The following is a 23,701-nucleotide window of genomic DNA, read 5'->3' as shown; positions in this document are numbered from 1 at the left end:
TCCGGCATCCACGATCAGCTAAATGATTTCATCACTTTTTTTCTTGTTTTTCTCCATTGTTTCTTTGATAACAGTTGATTAAGGTCTATATTTTCGATTGGACGCATCCAATCCATTTTTTTCGTTTTTGATTTGGATTGATTCATCGAATAGACAGCCGCACCAATTCCTAACATTAGTAAAGGTTTCATTGCTCGACGCATTCACTCCACCTCCTCGTTATTGTTCCATTCGAAGCTGTTCATCCTCAAATAAATCATCCAACGAGCTTAATGAACCATCTTCTTCCACCTGATGAAGAGACAGCTTTCCTTGGACAATACTCATCTCAACAAAGCAGCTCCAGCAGTAAAATTGATTGGTTCCGATCTTTCCGATATCTATACTTCGACAATTTGGGCAGCGCATTACGGGGGCCTCCTTTAATTAGAGAGGATGGCTCGCTCCTTACCTACAACTAATTGGTGACCCGTGAGCATTTTCTGCCCCTTAGTCAAATCAGCTAGCAAACCGTCCGTCACTTTATACCCCTCAATCGTGCCCAAATTCTCATGGAAATATACATCTTCTACCAAACCAAGCAGTGTACCGGTATCCGATAACAATTCCATTCCTTTTAATCTCGATCGTCCTACTGCTAGTGAGGTGGATGCCTCATACGCATCCTGTGGGTGACACGCTTCCAGCACATCCTTTGAACGAATCATGACAGCTTGTTCCCCAACGCTGACTATGTTAGTAAAAAGAACAAAACGATGTCTGTTTAACCACCCACTCATATCCACTAACAATCCGGTAACCTGGTTATTACACAAGAGTAGATCAATCACTCGTCCACACTCGTTCCCCGTCTTTGTTTCAATAACAGGCAACCCATGAATCACAGCAAATGTTCGCAACGAATACACCTTCCTTCCGAACAATTTTAGTTTGCCCAAAATGCGGACAGCTATGAGAATGTGTTGGGCACTGCTTTTGAGTTTTTAAGTATTGGCTTTCTTTCCTTCCTTTCCGATGTATCCGCTCTTTTCACGATGTATTGATCTCCTCTCCGATGTATCCCACTCTCTTTCCGATGTATTGACTTCCTTTCCGATGTATCCTGCTCTCTTCTCGATGTATTGATCTCCTCTCCGATGTATTCCGCTCTCTTCTCGATGTATTGACTTCCTTTCCGTTGTATCCTGCTCTCTTTCCGATGTATTGACTTCCTTCCCGTTGTATCCTGCTCTCTCCCCGATGTATTGGCTTCCTTTCCGTTGTATTCCGCTCTCTTCTCGATGTATTGACTTCCTTCCCGTTGTATCCTGCTCTCTCCCCGATGTATTGGCTTCCTTTCCGTTGTATTCCGCTTTTTTCCCGATGTATTCTACATCAATCCAACAAAAAAACCGCAAAAAGGAACTCCTTTTTACGGCTTAGCATCTTCATTTATGAGTAATTGTAATCGAGTGACAAGCTGCGATTGTCTTTCTAAGTCTTCGCCACTTGTGATTGTATATTCAATCGTTCGTAGTTCACCGCACATTAACAAAAATTGTTTTGCTCGTGTTACTGCGGTATATAATAAATTCCGGCGCAGCATGCGGCTATAACTTCGCACGACAGGCAGTACAACAATCGGAAATTCACTACCTTGGGCTTTGTGAATCGAGCAACAATATGCGTGAGTTAACTGGTTTAGTTCTGTTTTACTATAGGTTACTTCTGTCCCATCAAAAGAAACCACTAATTGATCTTTACGTTCGGTATTTTCCTTCGCGTAAAAAATCGCTACAATTTCTCCGCGGTCCCCATTGTATACCCGCTCTTCTGGGTTATTTACAAGCTGAAGGACCACATCCCCCGTGCGATACACCAGATCACCAAAAGCTAACTCTCGGACTTTTTCCTTTTTGGGATTAAACAAATTTTGTAGCATAACATTTAGCTCTGTAATACCGGCACTCCCTTTATACATGGGAGCAAGCACCTGAATATCTCGAGCCTCATAGCCTTTTTTGATTGCATTTTCACAGATCTGCCAAACGACTTCTTTCACTTGATCGATCTTACATGGGAAAAATCGGCGGTCTGACTGAGCTTGTGAAAGGTCAGGAGGCATCTGTCCATCCTTCATTGCATGGGCAAGTTCAATGATAGATGAGCCCTCTGCTTGACGGTAAATGTCTGTTAAGGCAACAAGAGGGATAGTTCCTGAGTTAATCAAGTCTCTTAACACCTGCCCTGGTCCAACTGAAGGTAACTGATTCTCATCTCCCACAATAACAACCTGCATCCCTTTAGGAATTGCCTTAAAAAGCGAATTAGCTACCCAACTGTCCACCATCGACATCTCATCAATAATTAACAGTTCTCCATTTAATGGTTCATGTTCCCCTTTATCAAAACCGCCTGCTCCACCTTTCCAACCAAGCATACTGTGTATGGTTGAAGAAGGGAGCCCGGTTGCTTCTGACATACGTTTTGCAGCACGTCCGGTAGGAGCTGTAAGAAGGATGGGAAAGGGATTACTTGATGTATACGCACGTGGATCAAGCGATAACCCGTGGAGCCTCGCATAAACTTCAACAATGCCACGTATGACCGTTGTTTTTCCTGTTCCCGGTCCACCCGTTAAAAGCATAACTGGCTTCGCAATGGCTTCCTGAATCCCTTGTTTCTGACTAGGAGCATATTCAATCCCCCACTCTTCCTCCAGTTCACCAAGAGACTTCAAAAATTCCGCCTCTGGAAATTCATCTTTTACCTCGGTAGAAAGGAGACGTCGAATATTTGAAGCAATACCCTTTTCAGCACCAAATAGCGACTTCGTGTAGACACGTGTATCTTCCACAACCAGCATACCTTCCTCATGCATTCGAACCAACTGTTGTTTAATTTCCTCATGTTGAATGGGTTGCCCCGGTGATGAAAGCAAGGAAACGGCTTGATTTGTTAATGGATCTGTCTCTATGTACATATGACCTTCTTGGATGCAGAGTTCATGAACTAAGTACAAACACCCCGCTCGTAATCGATCAGGATGATTCCCCGTTAAGCCAATTGATGCTCCCAATTGATCTGCTCGTCTGAACCCAATTCCATCAACATCATGAATCAACTGATATGGATTACTTTTAATGATTTCAAGCGCCGTTGTTTTATACACTTGATAAACCTTTAGAGCAAGTTCTACACCAAATCCATGTTCCGAGAGAACAATTAAAACCTGTTCAACTCCTTGCTGTTCATAGAGGTTCTCATACAACACAGCTGCTTTCTCTTCTTTTAATCCAGGAATGTCATTTAACACATCACGGTTTTCCACAATACGCGAAATGGCCGTTTCTCCAAGCTTTTCTACAATGGTTTCTGCTGTCTTCGTTCCGATTCCAGGAAAACGATCGCTCGCCAGGTATCTAATAACACCCTGCTTGCTTTGAGGCAAATCTCGTCTGCTCTGTTCAACCTTATATTGAATACCAAACTTCGGATGATCAGCCACACTGCCAAAAAACAAAAACGTTTCATCTGGTTCTACGTGAGGGAGCACTCCAACGATAGTCAGCTTCTTCTCATCGATCTCTTCATTTGTCTCGCGTACTCTAACAACAGCGACTGTGTAATAATTTTCTTCATTGCGAAAGACCACGTGCAGAATTTCACCTTTAATATATCCACGCTGTACACCTTGTTTACGCTCCTCAGTCTCTTCTTGGCTCACAGTCTCACCCTCACTTTAAGGCTTGTTCAATAATCTTCTTCCCATTCCCTGCTAATAAATGATCTGGTTGTGCTTCTAATGCTTTCTCAAAAGCCTCTAGAGCCTTCTCTGCCTGCTCTTGGCTTGCATAGGCTACTCCAAGATTATAATACGCGTCAGAGTGCATGGGCTGCAGTTCAACCGTTTTTAATAAATATGGGATGGCATCTTCCAACTGCTCAAGTTGCGCTAAGGTCAAACCAAGCTGAAAATTAGCATCTACATCAGCTTCATTTAGTTCAACTGCACGTTGGAAATTAGCACACGCATGTGGCAAGGAACCTAGTTGATAGTAACTCATACCAAGCATAAAATAGAGATCAGCTTCATCTAATTTCTTGATTAACGCTTGCTTAAACATTTTGACGGCTTCTTCAAATTGATCTTGTTTATAATAAATCGTCCCTGCTCCATAATAAGCAGTAGCCGCTTCTTCATCAAGGCCAATTGCCCGATCAAAAAACACTAGAGCACGGTCATTTTCATCTAGCAGTGATAGCAGGTTACCGAAATTTATATAAGCTGCAGGATCTTTGGGTTCAAGCTCTATAGCCTCAGTAAAGGCTTTGCCTGCCTCCTCATACTGTTGGTCCTTCATATGTTGAATACCTTTTTCATTTAAGTTTTTCATTTGTTCGTCTCCTCACTCGAAAAAAAGGAAAACACCGCTCAGGCATTTTCCCAATTTGTTAATACCACATCAATCGTTCCGCCACCTAGACAGCGCTCGCCATCATAAAGAACAACGGCTTGTCCAGGTGTTACTGCACGTTGATCCTCATCAAATGTAATAGAAGCTGTTCCATCGGCATGCGGGTAAACCGTTACAGGCTGGTCCGCTTGACGATAACGAAACTTTGCCATACAGGTAAAAGGCTCAACTGGTGCTTCGTTTGTAATCCAGTTCATCCCAATCGCTTCGAGCCCTTTTGAGAATAAACCATAATGATCGTACCCTTGTCCAACAAGAAGCACATTACGTTCTAGGTCTTTCCCTACAACAAACCAAGGTTCTCCTGCTCCACCAATACCAAGACCTTGACGCTGTCCTAATGTATGGTACATCAAACCATCATGCTTACCCTTTACTTCATCTGTTTCAAGGGTGCGCATTTCACCTGGTGTAGCTGGCAGATACGTGCTTAAGAACTCTTTAAAGTCACGCTCACCAATAAAACAAATACCTGTACTATCTTTTTTAGCAGCAGTCGCTAGGTTTGCGGCATGAGCACGCTCACGCACTTCAGACTTAGGCATATCACCAATAGGAAACATTACTTTGGCCAATTGTTGCTGACTTAACGCATTAAGGAAATACGTTTGGTCCTTATTATCATCGACTCCACGGAGCAACTGAGTGACACCATCAATTTCTTTCACTCTCGCATAGTGTCCAGTTGCAACATAATCTGCACCTAGTGTCATTGCATGATTTAAAAATGCTTTAAACTTGATTTCTTTGTTACACATGACGTCTGGATTGGGTGTACGCCCTGCTTTATATTCTTCAAGGAAATAAGTAAAAACTTTATCCCAATATTCCTTTTCGAAATTCACTGCATAATAAGGTATATCTAATTGATTACATACTCGAATCACATCATCATAATCCTCGGTTGCTGTACAGAAACCAGTCTCATCTGTGTCATCCCAGTTTTTCATGAACATGCCAATCACATCATAGCCTTGTTCTTTTAACAAAAGCGCTGTGACAGACGAATCCACTCCTCCAGACATCCCCACTACAACACGGGTATCTTCAGGACGTTTACTCACCTTGCTCACCTTCCTGTCTTTCAGCTATACAATAAAGGGCTGCTGTTGCTGAAATCGTTTCACTATTTTAGCTGTCTCTTGCGCAGCTCTCTCTATTTCTGACTCTGTATTTCCTAATCCAAAACTAAAACGAATCGCCGTCTTTGCCCGCTCATTTCCTTCACCAAACATGGAGGTTAATACATGCGAAGGTTCAATGGAACCAGCTGTACAAGCAGATCCACTCGATGCTTCAATACCAGCTATATCGAGATTCACAAGCATGGACTCTACATTCACACGTGGAAAACTAATATTTAAGATGTGTGAAAGCTGAGAATCTTCGTGACCATTTAGTTGAAACTGAATCTCTTCATGCTCTAGAATAGCAGAAAAACGCTCCTTATAGGTACGATATTGCTTGCGTTTTTCTTCCTGATTATAGCAAGCATACTTAAAGCTCTCTGCAAGCCCTATAATCCCTGCAATATTCTCTGTCCCTGCTCGCCTTTTCCGTTCTTGCTCACCACCAAAAAAGGGTGGTGTAACCTTAATATCCTCGCCAATATATAAGAACCCGACCCCTTTTGGTCCATTTACCTTATGAGCACTGACAGACAACATATCTACTTGCAATTGATGAATGGATAAATCAATACTCCCGGCAGCTTGCACGGCATCTGTATGCAGAACAGCTTGATGATCACGGAGCTTTAATCCAATATCTGAAATTGGCTGAATCGTCCCAACCTCATTATTACCAAGCATAACAGTGACAAGAATGGTATCTTCCCGTAAGGCGGCGTCTACATCCTCAACTGATATCATCCCAGTCTCATCCACAGGAAGATAGGTCACCTCAAAGCCTAATTGTTCAAGTTGTTTACACGTATGCAAAACAGCATGGTGTTCCACTTGTGTTGTGATGATGTGACGTCCTTTATGTTGGTTCGCTTGAGCATATCCTTGAATTGCAATATTATCCGATTCTGTTCCACCGCTTGTAAAAAGGATCGTCTGCGGGCGGACATTCAATTCAGTTGCGATCATCGCACGAGCTCCATCTAGGGCTTGCCTAGCTCGTCTTCCCGTATGATGAATACTCGATGCATTTCCAAACACTTCTGTTAAATACGGCATCATCACTTCTAAAATATCAGGATGCATGGGAGATGTTGCCGCATGATCAAGGTAGATTCTATCCAAAACATTCACCTACTTCACAAAAAATGACCCTTCTTCTTTTAAATATAAAACATGTAGTATTCTTGTTCGCCTTCTGTTTTGAAGTTTGCTAAGTCATCAAGCGTTGTATTATCAAGAACATCCTTAACGGCATCACGAATTTTGATCCAAAGATCTCGTTTAGCTGGCTCTTCATCTTCCAGAACTTCAACAGGGCTAATTGGTCCTTCTAAGACACGAATAATATCTCCCGCAGTGATCTGTGGAGCTTCTTTAGCTAACATATAGCCGCCATACGCGCCACGCACACTTTTTACAAGCATGGCATTACGTAACGGGGCAATTAATTGCTCAAGATAATGTTCAGAAAGATTATATTCTTTTGCAATGGACTTTAAGGATACAGGGCCTTCACCTGATTTCTTTGCTAGTGCCATCATAATTGTTAATCCGTACCGTCCCTTTGTTGATATCTTCATAATAAGTCCCTCTTTCTATCATTTTTTGAACCATTCTTTTGCAATGTGGCAAGGTTATGCCTACAACATACCCAATCCCAACGCAGTATATAAGCGTTCCTAAAAATACTGGACCACCTAATAACCATCCTACTGTTAAAACGGTTATTTCTAGTAAAATGCGCACACGCTGAACACTCCAGCCCAAGCGGAGATTTAAAGCGAGCATCAAACTATCTCGTGGCCCTGCACCGAGACCCGGAGCAATATATAACCCAATGCCATATCCATTTATCAATACACTTGCAAGCATCATCGCCCAACTAACAGATGTTAGATGAACTTGAGGCAGAATATATAAAAATAAGTCAATAAACACGCCGACTAAAATCATATTCACTAAAGCCCCTAGTTTGGGCCACTCTTTCAACAGTAAACTGGAACCTACTAAAACGACCAATCCAGTTAATACCGACCAAGTCCCTACAGTGAACCCAACTTGCTGCATAAGGCCAACATGAAGTACCTCCCATGGAGCAATTCCAAGCTCAGCACGAATCATTAAAGCAATTCCAAAAGACATCACCATTAATCCAACAAGAAAAAACAGCCACCTAAGTCCTGCTGCTTGAAATCGATGTAAGAGAACTACATTCAACGATTAATCCCTTCTTCCCTATAATTCCTAGCTATTATATCATGATTCGGCTTGCTAATGGTAATGATTCAGTTTCGATTCTTCTTCGTATAAGTTGTATTTCTTTAATGGTACACTTGTCTTAACATCACTAGTTTAAACAGCTAATTGAAAAAGGAGAGAAGTTAGATGAAAAAGCAACCGCTCGCTTATCGAATCAGACCCTCAACCATTGAGGAAGTGATTGGACAGAAGCAGCTTTTGGGCGAAGGTGAGCTTCTTCGTCGAATGATTGATGCCGAACAGCTAAGCTCTATGATACTTTATGGTCCACCCGGAACTGGCAAAACATCTATTGCTAGGGCCATTGCCGGAACTATGGATCTGCCATTTAAATTAATGAATGCTGTCATGCATAACAAAAAAGATATGGAAGTCCTTGTTGCCGAAGCAAAAATGCATGGGCAAATGATTGTTATCATGGATGAAGTCCATCGCTTAGACAAAACCAAACAGGATTTTTTGCTTCCTCACCTAGAGAATGGACTCGTCATAATGATTGGGGCCACTACATCCAATCCATATCACGCAATTAATCCAGCCATTCGAAGCCGATGCCACATCTTTGAATTAACGATGTTAGAACCTGAAGATATCAAGTTAGCCTTAATACGAGCAGTAGAAGATCCGATTAATGGATACGGAAAAACCGATGTGAAGGTAGATGATGATGCGTTAACTCATCTTTCACTCGCATGTGGTGGCGACGCAAGGTCAGCTTTAAATGGGCTTGAAATTGCCATTCTCTCGACTCCTGCACCTAAGCACATTACTAAGCAAATTGCTGAAAAAAGCATCCAAAAGAAAAGCTACCAGCATGATAAGGATGGGGATGCTTATTATGATGTCTTATCAGCCTTCCAAAAATCAATCCGTGGAAGTGATGTAGATGCAGCGCTTCATTATCTAGCAAGACTTATTGAAGCTGGTGATTTAGTTAGTATTGCCCGCCGATTGCTTGTAATTTCATATGAAGATGTGGGGTTAGCTAGTCCTCAAGCAGGTGAGCGGACATTATCAGCTATCGAAGCGGCAGAACGACTTGGATTTCCGGAAGCAAGAATTCCCCTTTCAAATGTCGTGATTGAACTTTGCCTGTCACCAAAATCAAATAGTTCGATCATAGCCATAGACCAGGCTCTGTCTGACCTTCGCAAAGGTGGGGTTGGCGATGTACCCGCCCATTTAAAAGATGCTCATTACAAAGGAGCAGAAAACCTCGGTAGGGGGGTAACGTATAAGTATCCCCATGATTACGATAACGGTTGGGTGAAACAACAATATCTACCTAACCCCCTCAAAGATCGTCAATATTATTTTCCGAAGAAAACAGGGAAATTCGAGTCGACTCTTGCCGATCTCTATACCCGACTACATCAAGCTAAATAAAAAACCAGCCCGTCGCATGTATTTATGCGTCGAGCTGGTTTTTTGTATGATCGGAAAGATAGATAGGAAGCTTTAAAGTAAAACATGTACCCTTACCTTGCTCACTTTCCACTGTTAATGTGCCATCAAGTTCTTCAACGATTTGAAAAGAAGTCATTAAACCAAGACCTGTACCATCATGCTTTGTCGTAAAAAATGGAGTCCCAATTTTATCTATAATATCTTCCCCCATACCTTCACCTGAATCTTGAACCAAAATCTCGACTGATTTTGAGTCACTTTCATATGCACGGATAGTTAATTCCCCACCTTCTGGCATGGAGTCCATCCCATTTTTGACTAGATTAATCATCACTTGTTGAACCTTATCAGCATCAACCCAGACCCCTGGCAATTCAGAATCGTGACAAAAAGTAACATCGATTCCTCTTTTAGCTGCTTCTGTTGAATACATTTTTCTCATACTACTCAGAATATCTGAAAGATTTGTCTTTTCCTTTATAACGTCTGAAGGATTAGCCATGTTTAATAGATCTTTAATGATCTTATTCACTCGATCAATTTCCTTTACCATTAAATCAAATTGATCTTTCTTACTTTCTTTCTGTTCTTCCTTTTGAAAGACCTGAAGAAATCCTTTGATCGTACTTAATGGATTGCGTATTTCATGAGCAAACCCAGCGGCAAGCTCTCCTGCAACTTTCGATTTTTCTGATCGTACAAGTTGTTGTTGCATAAGCCTTTTTTCTGTAACGTCATTAAACACAACCAATGTATCCTGTTCACCAGAAGCACCTGAATGATTGAGCTTAGACACACTGATAAAAAATGTGTGGAGTTGATTATCAAAGGTACAATGACATTCATATCGTTGATTCATTTTCGGAGTGGACAATGCATCTAAGTTAGCACACTCTAAAAACGAACGCAGTCGAGGATTTTCAGACGCAACCACTTCCAATGTAAGACCTAACACATTGTTTCTTTCTTCATTGAATAACCGCTCACATGTCGCATTAAAAGTTGTCAGCACCTGATTACTCTGTGTAAATGCCAATATACCATTGTCAGTTGTCTCAAGAATAAGACTGGATTTTTGATGATTTCTTTCCCGCTCTATGAGCTTGGTGGTCATCATTTTAAAAGCCCGGTTCAGCGTATCAGCTTCTTGGTAGTAACCTTGAGTAATTGGATCTACCTTATGACTAAACGCAAAATTAGACGTAGCAACTACTAGCTGCTTTAAAGGTGTAACAATAAAATTGGATAATTTCAACACAGCCAACAGGGTAAGGATAAAAACAATACCAAACAAACCTAGATACGTAATTAATAACTGCTGTTGATTTGAAAGCAAGTGATCTTGAGGAACGGAAACAGCCACAAACCAGTCCCCTTCAAATCCATCCGTCATTGTTAACGGACGAAAAAACTGAATCATTTGATTTGTTGAATTATAATAAGGCTCTTTCGACTCGACTAACTCCAAAAACCTTGATTTATCAAAATCATTCATTGCGAAATAATTATTGTTTAACACTAACTCCCTATTGGGATGAGACACGATATCACCATGTCCATTTATTAGAAAGGCATACTCTGACCGTTCGGATTCTGATACTGTTTGATACGATTGATTTAATTGATTTCTGATTTCAGTTAAGTTGACAAAAGATGCAACGCTTCCGATGAAATCATCATTCTGATCATAAACCGCTTGGCTTAGAACAAACGTTGGCTCTCCATAGAAGTCTCTTTTGAAATCTGAAAAACCTGTCCCTTCTTGTCTAGAATGAATGTACCATTCAGGTTCATCAATCAGTAGTTGCTCCATTTTTTCTTGTTTATGTATTGAAGTCACATTCTCGTTACTCATAAAAATGGTATTTAGAAAATATGGATACGTTTCCTGAAAACTCATTAATGCTTGCTGAACTTCTTCATCTCCAGCATCTACATCTGTAATTGTTGGGTCTTTCGCAAGATATTCAAGGTTTCTTTTTCTTTCCATAAGAAATGTTTCTAGTCCTTCAGCACGATTTTCCGAAGCTTTTTCAAGCGACTCTGTCATCTGTTCTGAAAGATCTTCATGCTGATATTGATACATAATAATTCCTACTATTAATAAAGGTACAAATGTGACAAAAGAGAAAAACAATATTAGTTTTGATCGTAATGAATTAAACATAGGCACCTCAATATACTAATAAAAAATCAACCCTAACTAAGACTATCGTCTCAGTTTACACTTTTTTCGACAAAAAAAAAAGTGCTCCGAGAAGTCCGATCTAATTTATATGCATAATGAATGATCTACTTTTTTTCTATGATACTGGTATACAACTTGTTTGATTTGGAAAAAGTAATAGTACAACTTCAAAACCAACAAACAGTTCCAAGATTATAGGAGAATGAAAGGATGATACACATGAAAGTTAGACAGGATGCTTGGTCTCACGAGGACGATGTACTATTAGCAGAAACTGTACTTACACATATTAAAGATGGAAGTACTCAATTAAGAGCCTTTGATGAGGTCGGTGATACGTTAAACCGAACATCAGCAGCCTGTGGGTTCAGATGGAATGCAGTCGTGCGTCAAAAACACTTAAAGTCCATTGCGAATGCCAAAAAAGAACGCAAAGAGCGTAAAAGAGCTGCTGGATTCACCTATTATTCTTCCAACAAACCTGTATGGGCGCCGGCATCGCTATTATATCCTAGCCCTGTTCAAGTGGAGACTTATCAAGATGACACATGCTTAGAAGATATCATACAATCCTTACAACAATTTGCCCAAAAGACAAGTCAGCAGACCAACCAAGAAGAAGTTCGTTCTCTATATTCGGAAAATGAACTACTAAAAAATCAGAACTATGAGCTTAAACAAGAACTTCAAAAGATTAAGCAGGACAACAGCATCATTGAAGAAGATTACCAATCACTCATTCAAATTATGAATCGCGCACGAAGAATGGCTATTTTAGAAGATGAAGAGGCCATCTCCAATGCCGCGTTCAAAATGGACAAGAATGGTAACTTAGAAAAAGTAGCAAAATAAAAAGGATGTTTCGATTCACCATATCGGTGATCGAAACATCCTTTTTATTAGTTCGTACGATTGATTTGTATGCCATCAAGTAGCTTAGTAATAACATGTCCTGCCATAATAAGTCCGCAAACTGATGGAACAAACGCATTAGATGATGGAGGCAATTTCGCTTTGCGAATCGGTCCATTCTCCGCTTTTTCGGGAACAATTTCTTTACGAATATCTTCTCTAATTCGAATAGGTTGTTCATCCGAAAACACAACCTCTACTCCCTTATATATCTTTTCCTCTCGCAACTTACGTCTGACAACTCTAGCAATAGGATCATATGACGTTTTTGAGATATCGGTAATTCTCAGTTTCGTTGGATCCATTTTGTTCGCAACACCCATACTAGAAATAACTGGGATTCCTCGATTTAAACATTCTTTCATCAGATGTACTTTATATGAAATCGTATCACTCGCATCAATGACATAATCAATGCCTTGTTCAAAAAACTTTTCATACGTTTCCTCTGTATAAAACATCTTTAGTGCGATGACTTCACACTCTGGATTAATATCCTGAATTCTCTCTTCCATTAGTTCAACCTTAGGTCTTCCGACTGTTGAAACCAAAGCATGTATTTGTCGATTCACATTTGTAATATCCACATCATCCTTATCAACCAAAACCAGACGACCGACACCTGAACGTGCCAAAGCCTCTGCAGAAAAGGAACCAACTCCGCCAATCCCGAGTACAGCCACTGTGCTTCCTTTTAATTGGTCCAACCCGTCATGACCAATAGCTAATTCATTACGTGAAAATTGATGCAACATTCTGTTATGAAGCCTCCTTTAATCAATCTTTCTTACACAATTATATTTAGAATACCCGAATAACTATATCATGAGGTCTCCATTATGTGAACGCGTTTTTAGACAAATAAAAAACGCCCCCTGCAACAAGAGACACTTCCATTACATTTTATATAATAAATCCCGAATATGCCGTAGGTCTATGGTTTTTGAACCTGCGAAGCAGGTGGGTGCCATGTATTTATGCTTTTACGTCCTCTTAATCTAACAAGGCTTGTAATCCTATAAATAACGGTTAGGCTCCCTATCAAAAGGTGTTGGCTCAAAAAAGAACAAGAGAATACGAGCATCTCAGGATTTATTTAATTAACGATAGTATAACATGTGCGTGATCCCTTCGCAAGAATTACTCGATCTACTTTACATTTGTTTAGATCAGTTTCTAAATAGGGTATGATAGTCCTTAAGACTAATTATGCAAAGGAGTAAACTCTATGGACCCACTTGTAACACACCGCTGTATTGAAGTGAGACAAGAAATCGGCTGGATCGAAAAACGCACAGTCGAAACCTCATTTGACCTCCATCTTTATGAAGATCGTATCGAAGTGAAAGATATTAGTTATCCAATTAAAAGTGTCCTTGATATTTCCTATCGATTAGAAGAAAAGGATAATAAAATTGGCTACCTTTATCTACACACTACTGGTGGTGTGCGAACGTACTTCATAAAAAAAGATCCCACTAAGTTAATAGAAGAATTCAAAGTACTTATGCCTTCAACTAAATACAATATGTAAGTTTTGTAGGTACGAGATAGGAGCAGGGCGGGTTTTCGCGCCTGCTTTTTTGTGTCGGGTTGTTTTTTGGGTGATTTGTTGTTCGTGGTTTTCATCGTTTATGCGCAGTTCAGGATTTTTGCGCACTTGCCTTTCGTTTTCGCGCATTTCCAAGATTTCCGCGCGCTCGACCTTCATTTTCGCGCATCTTTCAGGCTTTCCGCGCACTCGACCCTCATTTTCGCGCATTCTCAGGCTTTCCGCGCACCTGCCCTTCGTTTTCGCGCATTCTCAGAATTTCCGCGCACCTGACCCTCGTTTTCGCGCATCCTCAAGCTCCCCCCCTTGCCTTCACAAAAAAAAGACGCAGTCACCTGCGTCTTTTTGCCTGATTTATCGTTGTACTTCTTCTGTTCTCTTTTTTCCTATGACTGATAAATTTAGATCAATTAGTTGTTCAACGCTCACCTGGGACGGGGCATTGGTCAACAAATCGCTTGCGCTTGCTGTTTTCGGGAAGGCGATTGTGTCGCGTAGATTGTTTTTACCTGCTAGCAGCATAACCATACGATCCAAGCCTAATGCAATTCCTCCATGTGGTGGCGTGCCATATTCAAATGCTTCCATTAAGAAACCAAACTCTTCGCGAGCTGCTTCCTCAGTAAAACCAAGGGCTTTGAACATTTTTTCTTGCACGTCACGTTTGTAGATACGTTGTGATCCCCCACCAAGTTCGTAGCCATTTAACACGAGGTCATATGCTTCCGCTCGTACATTTTCTGGCTCTGATTCTAATAGATGCATATCTTCTTTTAACGGACTTGTAAATGGATGGTGAGCCGCAACAAAGCGATGAGCATCCTCATCATACTCAAGAAGCGGGAAGTTCATTACCCACAAGAAGTTAAACGCATCTTTATCAATCAAATCAAATTCCTTACCGAACTTCATACGAAGTGCACCAAGGCTGCTCTGTACAACACTTGCTTTATCGGCACCAAAGAATAATAAGTCACCTGCTTCAGCATCAAGTGCTGATTGCAGGGACGCCGCTGCTGATTCATCAAAGAATTTTGCAATAGGACCCTTAAGTCCATCTTCTTCAACCTTTAACCAAGCCAGTCCTTTAGCTCCGTAAGGTTTAACAAATTCTCCTAATGCATCTATTTCTTTACGAGACAGCTTAGAAGCTCCACCTTCTAGATTCAAGCCTTTAACCATACCACCAGAATTCAGTGCGTTTTGGAAAACTTTGAACTCGGAATGTTTTGCAACTTCCTCCAAATCAATAAGCTCCATACCAAAGCGCGTATCTGGTTTATCCGAACCAAAACGGTTCATCGCATCATCATACGAAATACGCTTGAATGGAGTTGGGATGTCGATATTATGGATTTTCTTTAATAGTCCAGACATCATCTTCTCTGTCATAAGAAGTAACTCTTCTGTACCCATAAATGATGTCTCAATATCCACCTGAGTGAACTCTGGTTGACGGTCTGCACGTAAGTCTTCGTCACGGAAGCAGCGAACAATTTGATAATAACGCTCAAAGCCAGACACCATTAATAATTGCTTAAAGATTTGTGGAGACTGCGGCAGAGCATAAAAGCTACCATGATGAACACGACTTGGCACGAGATAATCACGAGCTCCTTCAGGTGTGCTTTTAGTCAGCATTGGTGTTTCAATTTCATAAAAAGTCTGATCATCTAGGAAATTACGAATGAATTTCGTTGTCTGATGACGAAGCTTAAAGACTTCTTGCATATCTGGACGACGTAGATCTAGATAACGATATTTGAGTCGTACGTCTTCAGATGCATCCGTATCTGCTTCGATTTGAAATGGTAGTGATTTAGAAGCATTTAGAATTTCAATGTCTGACACATGAACTTCAATTTCACCTGTTGCAAGCTTCTCATTGATCGTTTTTTCATTCCGCTTCACAACAGTTCCAGTTACCGCTACAACATATTCATTTCTAATTTTCTCAGCTATAGCTAAGGCTTCTTGATTAATATCTGGGCTAAAAACTACTTGTACTAATCCAGAACGATCACGAACATCCAAGAAAATAACTTGTCCTAAATCCCTGCGGCGTTGTACCCACCCTTTTAATTCTACTTTTTCTCCCTCAAGCTGGGCATGTAATTCTCCACACTGATGCGTTCTTCCACTACTCATGCTTTAAGTCCTCCTTCAATCTCTCTCTTTATATACTCAACAAAATCAGTCAACGGCTGTGAAACTTGCTCGCCTGTTTCCATATTTTTAATGACAATACTTCCGTCCGCAAGTTCGTTCTCACCTAAGACAGCTGTATAACGAGCATTCAAACGGTCAGCCGCTTTAAATTGCCCCTTCATTTTCCTATCCAAATAGTCCTTATCTGCGCTGATCCCAGCCTGGCGAAGTTGGTAAAGGAGCTCTACAGATGCATCCTTTGCCTCATCCCCTAAAGCTACGAGGTAACAATCAATGGATGGATTTGCCTCCTGCACCAGGTTCTCTGCTTTAAGAGCCATAATTAGTCGCTCAATACTAAAAGCAAACCCAATGCCCGGTGTACTTGGACCGCCTACTTCTTCTACTAATCCATCGTAACGACCACCACCACATAAAGTAGTTATCGCTCCAAATCCTTCACCCTCAGCCATAACCTCAAATGCAGTATGGTAGTAATAATCCAACCCACGAACGAGCGTTGGATCAATAACATAAGGAAGACCAATTCGATCAAGGTGCGCCTTTACCTGTTCAAAGTACTCACGTGACTCATCATTTAAGTAATCTAAAATAGAAGGAGCTGATTTCATTAACGGATTATCACGATCCTTTTTACAATCAAGAATTCGTAATGGATTTTTCTCTAAGCGCATTTGGCAGTCAGAGCAAAACTCATGAATGCTAGGCTTAAAGTGATCAATTAATGCTTGGCGATGAGCTTCACGACTTTCTTTATCACCTAAGCTGTTTAGGACTAGCTTTGTACTTGTAATGCCTACCTCTTTATAAATATCCATCACAAGTGCAAGGACTTCCGCATCAATAGCTGGATCTGCACTTCCCATAGCCTCTACACCAAACTGTACGAACTGACGCATTCTACCAGATTGAGGGCGCTCATAGCGAAACATTGGACCGTAATAATACAGCTTATTTGGCTGCGTGGCTGAACCATATAACTTATTCTGTACATAAGCCCTGGCAACAGATGCCGTTCCTTCAGGACGTAGAGTTAGGTTTCGATCCCCACGATCCTTAAATGTGTACATCTCTTTCTGCACAATATCCGTTGTATCTCCAACTGTTCGTGTAAATAATTCAGTATGCTCAAAAATCGGTGTACGAATCTCTCTGAAATTATATCGACGACATACATCCTGCGCCTTTGTCTCAATAAATTGCCATATCTCACTTTCCCCAGGTAAAATATCCTGAGTTCCGCGTGGAATTTGAATGTTCATGCTCTTCTCCCCCTGCTTTTGCTCAAATAAAAAACTCCCGTCTCTGATGAACGAATTCATCAGGGACGAGAGTTATATTCCCGTGGTACCACCCTAGTTGAGACAGAATAAAAATTCATGTCTCCGCTTTTACGCAGGTATCGTCTGCAAAACGGCTTTTCCTACTCAGTACAATCGTACCGTTCAGAAAGCTCCTCTAAGGTGTTCGTTCATTAAGACAGACAGGAGGGCTTACAGCCAAGGCCTCTCTTCTCTGGTTATCTGTGTCTCTTAATTACTCTGCCTTTTCATCGGACTCATATACAATTACTAATGCTATCTATCATACGAATGAATAGTCAGGCTGTCAACTACTTAATTACGGCTTGTCTTATTCTTTACTAATTTCTGTTCATTCAGATCATACCCATGTTCAAATCCTGCTTCACCAATTGGTTGGAGATTAAGTTCTTGGTGAAGTTGGTCAGACGTTGATACAGCAACACAATGGTTTAACGTTAAATAATGTGCTACCTTGCTGTTCAAACGCATAAAGCCAGCTCCCTTTTATTGTCTTACTCATTAGGGTTTCCAGTTATGCGTCAAAATAAACATTGTAGAATCACACCGTGCTGCTTTCATAAATATCAGAAATAATTTTAGACGTTCTTAGCGCTTGATCAGGAGTTGTACGAGGCTGCTCTAATCCTAGACAGCTTCTCACAAAATTTTGAGCTTGGGCGAGTCCTGTGTCTGCCTCACCTGGAAGCCATTGAGCTTCTGAGGTTGTTAGCATGCCATGTTTGCTCGAATTGATGGTAAATGGATAAACATCCAACCCACCTTTTGTTCCGGAGATACTCAGTGTTTCTTTGTCTTCAAGAATATTAGCTGCCCATGAAGTTTCAAATAACATCGTTGCGCCTGATTTGAACTTGATATAAGCCGTTGCATGGTCCTCGACATCAATTTGTTCGGGATCAAACACTCCCCACTCATTAACCTGGTCTGGATCTCGACTAATTTGCTCGTAGGTTTGCCCTAGCACTTGATCTACTTCTTCAAAATTAGTTAGCCAGAGAGCAAGGTCTAACAAATGACAGCCATAATCCATTAAACAGCCGCCACCTTGTAATGAACGATTTGTAAACACACCCCAACCTGGCACTTTTCGTCTTCGTAAGGCCTGAACTCGAATGACTAATGGATCGCCAATTTCTCCGCTTTCCATAAGCTTTTTAGCGGCCTCTGCTTCACGGTGAAAACGATAATGATAGCCAATCATTAAAATTTTACTGGAATCATTAGCAGCATCAACCATGACCTGGCAATCTTCCACACTTGTCGCCATAGGCTTTTCGCAAAACACATGGACTCCAGCTTCTAGAGCTTGTTTGGCCATTTCTGCATGAAAGATATTGGGTGTACAAATGGTTACAGCATCTACTCGTTTAAGTAGCTTTTCATACGAATCAGCAACACAAGAAATGTTGAATTCATCTGCTGCTGCAGTTGCTGCTTCTATATTTTGATCAAATACACCTGTTAACTCTACTTGGTCCGCCATTTTTTGAAAGGCGGGTATGTGACGACCTCTTGCGATTCCACCCGCGCCAACAATACCCATCTTTAATGTATCCATTTGCATCACAACCTTATCTTATTTATTCACCAGGTACATCCTCTAATGGTTTTGCATTACCGTATACGGGCATTGGCTGATTTGTTGGAGCGGCCCATTTGATTCCATTAACGATGACTTGTTGAATCTGTTTGTTATAGTAGGTTGGATACGTCTCATGTCCTGGACGGAAATAAAATATTTTCCCTTTTCCACGATTAAAGGTACATCCGCTTCTAAATACTTCCCCACCTTGGAACCAACTAACAAAAACAAGCTCATCTGGAGCTGGAATATCAAAGTGCTCTCCATACATTTCTTCTTTTTCAAGCTCAATATATTCACCAACACCTTCAGCAATAGGGTGGCCTGGTGATACGACCCATAGTCTTTCTTTCTCGTTCGCTTCTCTCCACTTTAGATCACATGTTGTACCCATTAATGATTTGAAGATTTTTGAGAAATGTCCTGAATGAAGCACAATAAGTCCCATTCCTTCTAATACCCGTTTTTGAACACGTTCAACAATGTCATCACTTACTTCATCATGCGCAACATGTCCCCACCATAGCAATACGTCTGTTTCATTAAGGACGTTTTCAGTTAATCCATGTTCTGCTTCGTCTAGAGTTGCTGTGAGGGGATCATATCCTGCTTCCTTTAAAAAGTCTGCAATGGCACCATGGATCCCATTTGGGTAGACTTCTTTTACCTTTTCATTTGTCTGTTCATGTCGGTTTTCATTCCATACTGTTACGTTCATTTTCATCTCTCCTCTTTTATTTGTGGGAACGATCTCATATTCTGTGTGCAGAGAAACGTTAAGACGTATCTCGCACAATAAGTTCAGATAATAGCAGATGTGTGTTCCCATCCATCTTTGTTTGATTGGTTAGAATTCGAATCATATGGTGCATGGTTCGCTGTCCCATTTCAAGAATTGGTTGACGAATTGTTGTTAAGCCTGGTGTTATGAGCCCAGCCAATTGTTGATCATCAAATCCAATAACAGCTAAATCACTTGGCACCCTTATAGCCGATTGCTTCGATTGTGCGATAATACCCATTGCTACTTCATCACTACCCGTATAGATAGCATTTGGACGATTCGACATAGCTTCTATTCTCTCAAGAACTTTTCTACCATCAAGCACACTACTCGTATTCTTAAAAAACCACGCTTCGTTTGGTGTCATGTGATGGTCAGATAATGCTTTTAAATAACCCTTTTCCCGATCAACTCCTAAATTAGATCCAATCGTTTCATCCCCAGTACATATAGCAATATTCGAATACCCGCTATTGATAAAATGTGTGACTGCCTCATACGTAGCTTGGAAATGATTAATTCGAAATGAAGGGATATCTGATTGATCTGTGTACTCATTACACGATACGATTGGTCCATAGGCTAAATAAGGTTGAATTGTCGTCCAAGGATTCTCAATAGAGGCCAAGACGACTCCATCGACCTGCTTTGTGCGCAATAGGTCTAAATAATTTAACTCTCGCTCTTTACTGCCACGTGTATTACAAAGAATTAACTGGAAACCTGCTTCTGTTGCCACCTCATCCATCGCATCAACTAACCCACTGAAGAATGGATTCACGATTCGAGAAATTAACACAGCAATCGTTTTTGTTTTGCTCCCCCGAAGTCTTTGCGCAGATGAATTAGGAACATATCCAAGTTCCTTCATCGCCTGTTTTACACGCATTCGTTTTTCATCATTTACATACGGATGATTATTAATGACCCGCGAAACAGTCGACCTTGAGATTCCTGATAGCTTAGCTACATCTTTTATAGTAGGCAAATACCGAGACACCCCACCTTCTTGTGAAAGCGTTACCACTTTAAGTTTAGTATGACTTTTGACAAAAATCAATGACTTTCTATTAGGATTTTAGACAATAGCAAAAAACCGGTGATTATTCTCACCGGTTTTGACTATATCTTTTTACTTTTCGACGATTAGTGTGACAGGTCCATCATTGACGAGTTGAACCTTCATATCAGCGCCAAAACGTCCAGTCTCAACGTGTATACCCTTTGCCAATAGGCTTGCATTAAATTGGTCATAGAGTACCTCAGCCACATCTGGCTTGGCTGCTTTCGTAAAGCTTGGTCTACGCCCTTTTTTTGTATCACCATAAAGCGTAAATTGAGAAATAGAAAGGATCGAGCCACCAGTATCTACTAAAGAAAGATTCATTTTGCCGTCTTCATCTTCAAAAATTCGCAAATTAATAACTTTCTCTACGATGTCATTCACTTCTGTTTCTGTATCTTCATGCGTGATGCCAACTAGAAGAACTAAGCCATGCTCAATGGCTCCTATTTGCTCACCGTTTACTGTGACGCTTGCTTCTTTTGAACGCTGTAAAATAACTCGCATTTGGGTCCACCTTTTAATGCATCATTCTTCTGACAGAGTATATGTCCTTGAGCTGCTTAATTTTTTCGACTACCTTCTGCAGGTGTGCAAGATTCCGTATCGAGATGCTTATATGAATAGTTGCCATCTTGTTCTTAGGATCTGAACGTCCAGTCACGGCATTAATCGACGTACGCGATTCAGTCATGGTATGAAGTACTTCATTTAAGAGTCCATTACGATCAAATCCAGTGATTTCGATGTCTACAGGATATGACTTGTTCTCTTGATCGACACCTTCCCATTCCACATCTAAAAGTCTACTTGCTTCTTCAGATTGAATGTTAGGGCAATCTGCTCGGTGAATCGACACACCACGACCTTTTGTAATGAACCCTACTATATTATCGCCTGGTACGGGCGTACAGCAACGAGAAATACGAATCAATAAGTTATCGACACCTTTTACACGCACACCAGAATTGGTCTTATTCTTAGGCGTAAAGGACTTCATATCAGACAAGGCGTTATCCAGTGTCTGATCTTCCTGCTCCTGATCCTTTTTCTTTCGGATCTTTTCCGTTAATTTGTTAACAATTTGTTTGGCACTGATGCCGCCGTACCCTGTGGCTGCAAACATATCCTCTTCACCAGCAAAGCTGAACTTAGAAGCCGCCTCAGTAATGTTTTCTGGAGTGAGCACTTCCTTAGGGTCAAACTCAAGCAATCTGACTTCCTTCTCAAGAAGCTCGCGCCCTTTTTGAACATTCTCTTCTCGCTTCTCTTTTTTAAACCATTGCTTAATCTTGTTTTTGGCATGAGACGATTGCGTGATTTTAAGCCAATCTTGGCTTGGTCCGTAAGAATGCTTGGAGGTCATCACTTCGACAATATCTCCAGTATTCAGCTGGTGATCTAATGGAACCATCTTGCTATTTACTTTGGCACCAATACATCGATTTCCAATCTCACTGTGAATGCGGTAGGCAAAATCAAGTGGAACGGACCCTCGAGGAAGCTCCACCACATCGCCTTTTGGCGTAAACACAAAGACCATATCCGAGAATAAATCCATCTTCATTGATTCCATAAATTCTTGCGCATCATTTGTGTCATTTTGCGATTCAATAATATCGCGGAACCAAGTTAGCTTGTCTTCAAATGAGTTAGGCTGGGTAGATAGCTCTATGCCCTCTTTGTAAGCCCAATGCGCGGCAACCCCAAATTCAGCAACACGGTGCATTTCTTCCGTGCGAATTTGAACTTCTAGAGGATCACCATACGGTCCCACTACGGTTGTGTGAAGCGATTGATACATGTTCGCCTTAGGCATCGCAATGTAATCCTTAAATCGACCAGGCATGGGCCGCCAACAGGTATGGATCACACCAAGAACAGCATAGCAATCCTTAATGTTTTTTACGATAATACGGACAGCCAATAGGTCATAGATCTCATTAAACTGCTTGTTTTGAATAACCATCTTACGATAAATGCTATAGATATGCTTTGGACGACCAGAAAGTTCACAGGTTACATCCATATCTTCTAGCTGATCATTAATCTTGTAGATGACTTCCTCTAAATAACTTTCGCGTTCCGCTCTCTTTTTCTTCATTAGATTCACGATACGGTAATACTGCTGTGGATCCAAATAACGAAGTGCTATATCTTCAAGCTCCCACTTAATTGCAGAAATCCCTAAACGATGAGCCAACGGAGCAAAAATCTCCAGCGTTTCGTTAGAGGTCACCCGTTGTTTAGCAGGAGGCATAAATTTTAAGGTACGCATGTTGTGCAAACGATCTGCGAGCTTAATTAAGATGACACGAATATCTTTGGCCATCGCCACAAGCATCTTTCTGTGGTTCTCCGCTTGCTGTTCTTCTTTTGATTTATACTTAAATTTCTTAAGTTTTGTCACACCATCAACAAGCATGGCTACTTCCTCGTTGAATTCAGAGACAATATCTTCGATCGTAACATCTGTGTCTTCAACAACATCATGTAAAAAAGCCGCCGCTACTGTATTAGGATCCAGTTGCAAGCCGACTATAATTCCAGCTACTTGTATAGGATGAAGAATATAGGGTTCGCCAGACTTTCTATATTGGCCCCCATGATGCTTTTCAGCATATTCATAAGCTCTCCGGAGAAAGGCTATGTCCTCTTCACCTAAATATTCACTTGCCTTTTCAATCACCTGTTCTATGGTCATTCCATCACCTTATTCACGAAACAATATTTCCTACTATTATCCTTGATTGGAACCACCCCTGTAAAGTCATATACCGAAGAATTTTGACGGATCACCTCAATAAGGTTGGAATACACCCTTTATTCTTCAACTAAAGGAAAATAAGGGTAAAAAAAGAATGACTCTGCCTAGT

Annotated in this window: 23 protein-coding genes, 1 other RNA gene and 1 other annotated feature; of the genes, 3 read left to right on the top strand and 21 right to left on the bottom strand. The window is 40.9% G+C overall.

Features of this window, described 5'->3' with window-relative positions; all coding sequences use genetic code 11:
* Nucleotides 1-14 precede the first annotated feature (14 nt).
* The 10 genes from J2S05_RS01130 to J2S05_RS01085 form a co-directional block, all read right to left on the bottom strand.
* A complete protein-coding gene (locus J2S05_RS01130; RefSeq protein WP_306979121.1) occupies nt 15-203 on the bottom strand; it encodes a DUF3918 domain-containing protein in 189 nt (62 codons plus the stop codon).
* 16 nt (nt 204-219) lie between these two features.
* Nucleotides 220-408 (bottom strand): hypothetical protein, encoded by a 189-nt coding sequence (locus J2S05_RS01125; RefSeq protein ID WP_306979120.1) that lies wholly within the window; start codon nt 406-408, stop codon nt 220-222.
* Between the two features lie 14 nt (nt 409-422).
* On the bottom strand, nt 423-899 hold the full coding sequence (locus J2S05_RS01120; protein WP_306979117.1) for a PRC-barrel domain-containing protein: 477 nt from the start codon (nt 897-899) through the stop codon (nt 423-425).
* A gap of 84 nt (nt 900-983) precedes the next feature.
* Nucleotides 984-1,397 (bottom strand): hypothetical protein, encoded by a 414-nt coding sequence (locus J2S05_RS01115; RefSeq protein ID WP_306979115.1) that lies wholly within the window; start codon nt 1,395-1,397, stop codon nt 984-986.
* Between the two features lie 14 nt (nt 1,398-1,411).
* Nucleotides 1,412-3,706: an SF1B family DNA helicase RecD2 gene (recD2, locus tag J2S05_RS01110; RefSeq protein WP_306979113.1), complete on the bottom strand. Its 2,295-nt coding sequence runs from the start codon at nt 3,704-3,706 to the stop codon at nt 1,412-1,414.
* A gap of 10 nt (nt 3,707-3,716) precedes the next feature.
* On the bottom strand, nt 3,717-4,376 hold the full coding sequence (locus J2S05_RS01105) for a tetratricopeptide repeat protein (RefSeq protein ID WP_306979112.1): 660 nt from the start codon (nt 4,374-4,376) through the stop codon (nt 3,717-3,719).
* A 38-nt stretch (nt 4,377-4,414) separates the two neighbouring features.
* Nucleotides 4,415-5,482: a tRNA 2-thiouridine(34) synthase MnmA gene (mnmA, locus tag J2S05_RS01100; RefSeq protein ID WP_370873608.1), complete on the bottom strand. Its 1,068-nt coding sequence runs from the start codon at nt 5,480-5,482 to the stop codon at nt 4,415-4,417.
* 63 nt (nt 5,483-5,545) lie between these two features.
* Complete coding sequence (locus J2S05_RS01095; RefSeq protein WP_306979107.1) at nt 5,546-6,706, bottom strand: cysteine desulfurase family protein; 1,161 nt, start codon at nt 6,704-6,706, stop codon at nt 5,546-5,548.
* Between the two features lie 38 nt (nt 6,707-6,744).
* Entirely contained in the window at nt 6,745-7,164 is a 420-nt protein-coding gene (gene cymR / locus J2S05_RS01090) for a cysteine metabolism transcriptional regulator CymR (protein WP_306979106.1), read from the bottom strand.
* Entirely contained in the window at nt 7,097-7,801 is a 705-nt protein-coding gene (locus J2S05_RS01085) for a YczE/YyaS/YitT family protein (RefSeq protein ID WP_306979104.1), read from the bottom strand. Before J2S05_RS01085 ends, cymR begins: the two co-directional genes overlap by 68 nt.
* Before the next feature lie 168 nt (nt 7,802-7,969).
* Here J2S05_RS01085 and J2S05_RS01080 point away from each other — a divergent pair, with 168 nt between their 5' ends.
* Entirely contained in the window at nt 7,970-9,229 is a 1,260-nt protein-coding gene (locus J2S05_RS01080; protein ID WP_306979102.1) for a replication-associated recombination protein A, read from the top strand.
* Nucleotides 9,230-9,251: 22 nt separating this feature from the next.
* Here the strand turns inward: J2S05_RS01080 and J2S05_RS01075 are convergent, their stop codons facing one another.
* Nucleotides 9,252-11,417: a sensor histidine kinase gene (locus J2S05_RS01075; RefSeq protein WP_306979100.1), complete on the bottom strand. Its 2,166-nt coding sequence runs from the start codon at nt 11,415-11,417 to the stop codon at nt 9,252-9,254.
* Nucleotides 11,418-11,657: 240 nt separating this feature from the next.
* Here J2S05_RS01075 and J2S05_RS01070 point away from each other — a divergent pair, with 240 nt between their 5' ends.
* Nucleotides 11,658-12,290 carry an RsfA family transcriptional regulator gene (locus J2S05_RS01070; protein WP_306979098.1) on the top strand — a complete coding sequence of 211 codons (633 nt, stop codon included), beginning with the start codon at nt 11,658-11,660 and terminating at the stop codon, nt 12,288-12,290.
* Nucleotides 12,291-12,337: 47 nt separating this feature from the next.
* Here J2S05_RS01070 and J2S05_RS01065 read toward each other — a convergent pair whose 3' ends face one another.
* Together J2S05_RS01065 and ssrS are read right to left on the bottom strand one after the other, a co-directional pair.
* Nucleotides 12,338-13,105 carry a tRNA threonylcarbamoyladenosine dehydratase gene (locus J2S05_RS01065; protein WP_306979097.1) on the bottom strand — a complete coding sequence of 256 codons (768 nt, stop codon included), beginning with the start codon at nt 13,103-13,105 and terminating at the stop codon, nt 12,338-12,340.
* 155 nt (nt 13,106-13,260) lie between these two features.
* Nucleotides 13,261-13,445, bottom strand: a non-coding RNA gene (gene ssrS, locus J2S05_RS01060) — 6S RNA.
* 133 nt (nt 13,446-13,578) lie between these two features.
* On the opposite strand from ssrS, the gene J2S05_RS01055 reads away from it, so the two are divergent.
* Nucleotides 13,579-13,884, top strand: a complete 306-nt coding sequence (locus J2S05_RS01055) for a hypothetical protein (protein ID WP_306979095.1) — start codon at nt 13,579-13,581, stop codon at nt 13,882-13,884.
* A gap of 372 nt (nt 13,885-14,256) precedes the next feature.
* Here J2S05_RS01055 and aspS read toward each other — a convergent pair whose 3' ends face one another.
* The 8 genes from aspS to J2S05_RS01015 form a co-directional block, all read right to left on the bottom strand.
* Nucleotides 14,257-16,050 carry an aspartate--tRNA ligase gene (gene aspS, locus J2S05_RS01050; protein ID WP_306979093.1) on the bottom strand — a complete coding sequence of 598 codons (1,794 nt, stop codon included), beginning with the start codon at nt 16,048-16,050 and terminating at the stop codon, nt 14,257-14,259.
* A complete protein-coding gene (gene hisS / locus J2S05_RS01045; RefSeq protein WP_306979090.1) occupies nt 16,047-17,333 on the bottom strand; it encodes a histidine--tRNA ligase in 1,287 nt (428 codons plus the stop codon). Before hisS ends, aspS begins: the two co-directional genes overlap by 4 nt.
* A gap of 58 nt (nt 17,334-17,391) precedes the next feature.
* Nucleotides 17,392-17,633, bottom strand: a binding site (T-box leader).
* A gap of 54 nt (nt 17,634-17,687) precedes the next feature.
* Nucleotides 17,688-17,864, bottom strand: a complete 177-nt coding sequence (locus J2S05_RS01040; protein ID WP_306979088.1) for a hypothetical protein — start codon at nt 17,862-17,864, stop codon at nt 17,688-17,690.
* A gap of 70 nt (nt 17,865-17,934) precedes the next feature.
* Complete coding sequence (locus J2S05_RS01035; protein WP_306979086.1) at nt 17,935-18,954, bottom strand: Gfo/Idh/MocA family protein; 1,020 nt, start codon at nt 18,952-18,954, stop codon at nt 17,935-17,937.
* A gap of 22 nt (nt 18,955-18,976) precedes the next feature.
* Nucleotides 18,977-19,696 carry a ThuA domain-containing protein gene (locus tag J2S05_RS01030; protein ID WP_306979084.1) on the bottom strand — a complete coding sequence of 240 codons (720 nt, stop codon included), beginning with the start codon at nt 19,694-19,696 and terminating at the stop codon, nt 18,977-18,979.
* 58 nt (nt 19,697-19,754) lie between these two features.
* On the bottom strand, nt 19,755-20,750 hold the full coding sequence (locus J2S05_RS01025) for a LacI family DNA-binding transcriptional regulator (RefSeq protein WP_306979082.1): 996 nt from the start codon (nt 20,748-20,750) through the stop codon (nt 19,755-19,757).
* Between the two features lie 144 nt (nt 20,751-20,894).
* A complete protein-coding gene (gene dtd, locus J2S05_RS01020; RefSeq protein ID WP_306979080.1) occupies nt 20,895-21,332 on the bottom strand; it encodes a D-aminoacyl-tRNA deacylase in 438 nt (145 codons plus the stop codon).
* A 13-nt stretch (nt 21,333-21,345) separates the two neighbouring features.
* A complete protein-coding gene (locus tag J2S05_RS01015; RefSeq protein ID WP_306979078.1) occupies nt 21,346-23,529 on the bottom strand; it encodes a RelA/SpoT family protein in 2,184 nt (727 codons plus the stop codon).
* Nucleotides 23,530-23,701: the final 172 nt, after the last annotated feature.

Origin of the sequence: Alkalicoccobacillus murimartini, from assembly GCF_030813245.1 — a bacterium.
Taxonomy (GTDB): Bacteria; Bacillota; Bacilli; order Bacillales; family Bacillaceae_D; genus Alkalicoccobacillus; species Alkalicoccobacillus murimartini.
Note: the sequence above shows the minus strand (reverse complement) of the source record. Positions and strands in the feature narration are given on the sequence as shown.

Bases quoted from the DNA above. Each gene is read 5' to 3' on its own strand.
- J2S05_RS01130 (WP_306979121.1), bottom strand. From the start codon at position 203: ATGCGTCGAGCAATGAAACCTTTACTAATGTTAGGAATTGGTGCGGCT.
- J2S05_RS01125 (WP_306979120.1), bottom strand. From the start codon at position 408: ATGCGCTGCCCAAATTGTCGAAGTATAGATATCGGAAAGATCGGAACC.
- J2S05_RS01105 (WP_306979112.1), bottom strand. From the start codon at position 4,376: ATGAAAAACTTAAATGAAAAAGGTATTCAACATATGAAGGACCAACAG.
- mnmA (WP_370873608.1), bottom strand. From the start codon at position 5,482: ATGTCTGGAGGAGTGGATTCGTCTGTCACAGCGCTTTTGTTAAAAGAA.
- cymR (WP_306979106.1), bottom strand. From the start codon at position 7,164: ATGAAGATATCAACAAAGGGACGGTACGGATTAACAATTATGATGGCA.
- J2S05_RS01080 (WP_306979102.1), top strand. From the start codon at position 7,970: ATGAAAAAGCAACCGCTCGCTTATCGAATCAGACCCTCAACCATTGAG.
- J2S05_RS01075 (WP_306979100.1), bottom strand. From the start codon at position 11,417: ATGTTTAATTCATTACGATCAAAACTAATATTGTTTTTCTCTTTTGTC.
- J2S05_RS01070 (WP_306979098.1), top strand. From the start codon at position 11,658: ATGAAAGTTAGACAGGATGCTTGGTCTCACGAGGACGATGTACTATTA.
- J2S05_RS01065 (WP_306979097.1), bottom strand. From the start codon at position 13,105: ATGTTGCATCAATTTTCACGTAATGAATTAGCTATTGGTCATGACGGG.
- J2S05_RS01055 (WP_306979095.1), top strand. From the start codon at position 13,579: ATGGACCCACTTGTAACACACCGCTGTATTGAAGTGAGACAAGAAATC.
- aspS (WP_306979093.1), bottom strand. From the start codon at position 16,050: ATGAGTAGTGGAAGAACGCATCAGTGTGGAGAATTACATGCCCAGCTT.
- hisS (WP_306979090.1), bottom strand. From the start codon at position 17,333: ATGAACATTCAAATTCCACGCGGAACTCAGGATATTTTACCTGGGGAA.
- J2S05_RS01040 (WP_306979088.1), bottom strand. From the start codon at position 17,864: ATGCGTTTGAACAGCAAGGTAGCACATTATTTAACGTTAAACCATTGT.
- J2S05_RS01035 (WP_306979086.1), bottom strand. From the start codon at position 18,954: ATGGATACATTAAAGATGGGTATTGTTGGCGCGGGTGGAATCGCAAGA.
- J2S05_RS01030 (WP_306979084.1), bottom strand. From the start codon at position 19,696: ATGAACGTAACAGTATGGAATGAAAACCGACATGAACAGACAAATGAA.
- dtd (WP_306979080.1), bottom strand. From the start codon at position 21,332: ATGCGAGTTATTTTACAGCGTTCAAAAGAAGCAAGCGTCACAGTAAAC.
- J2S05_RS01015 (WP_306979078.1), bottom strand. From the start codon at position 23,529: ATGACCATAGAACAGGTGATTGAAAAGGCAAGTGAATATTTAGGTGAA.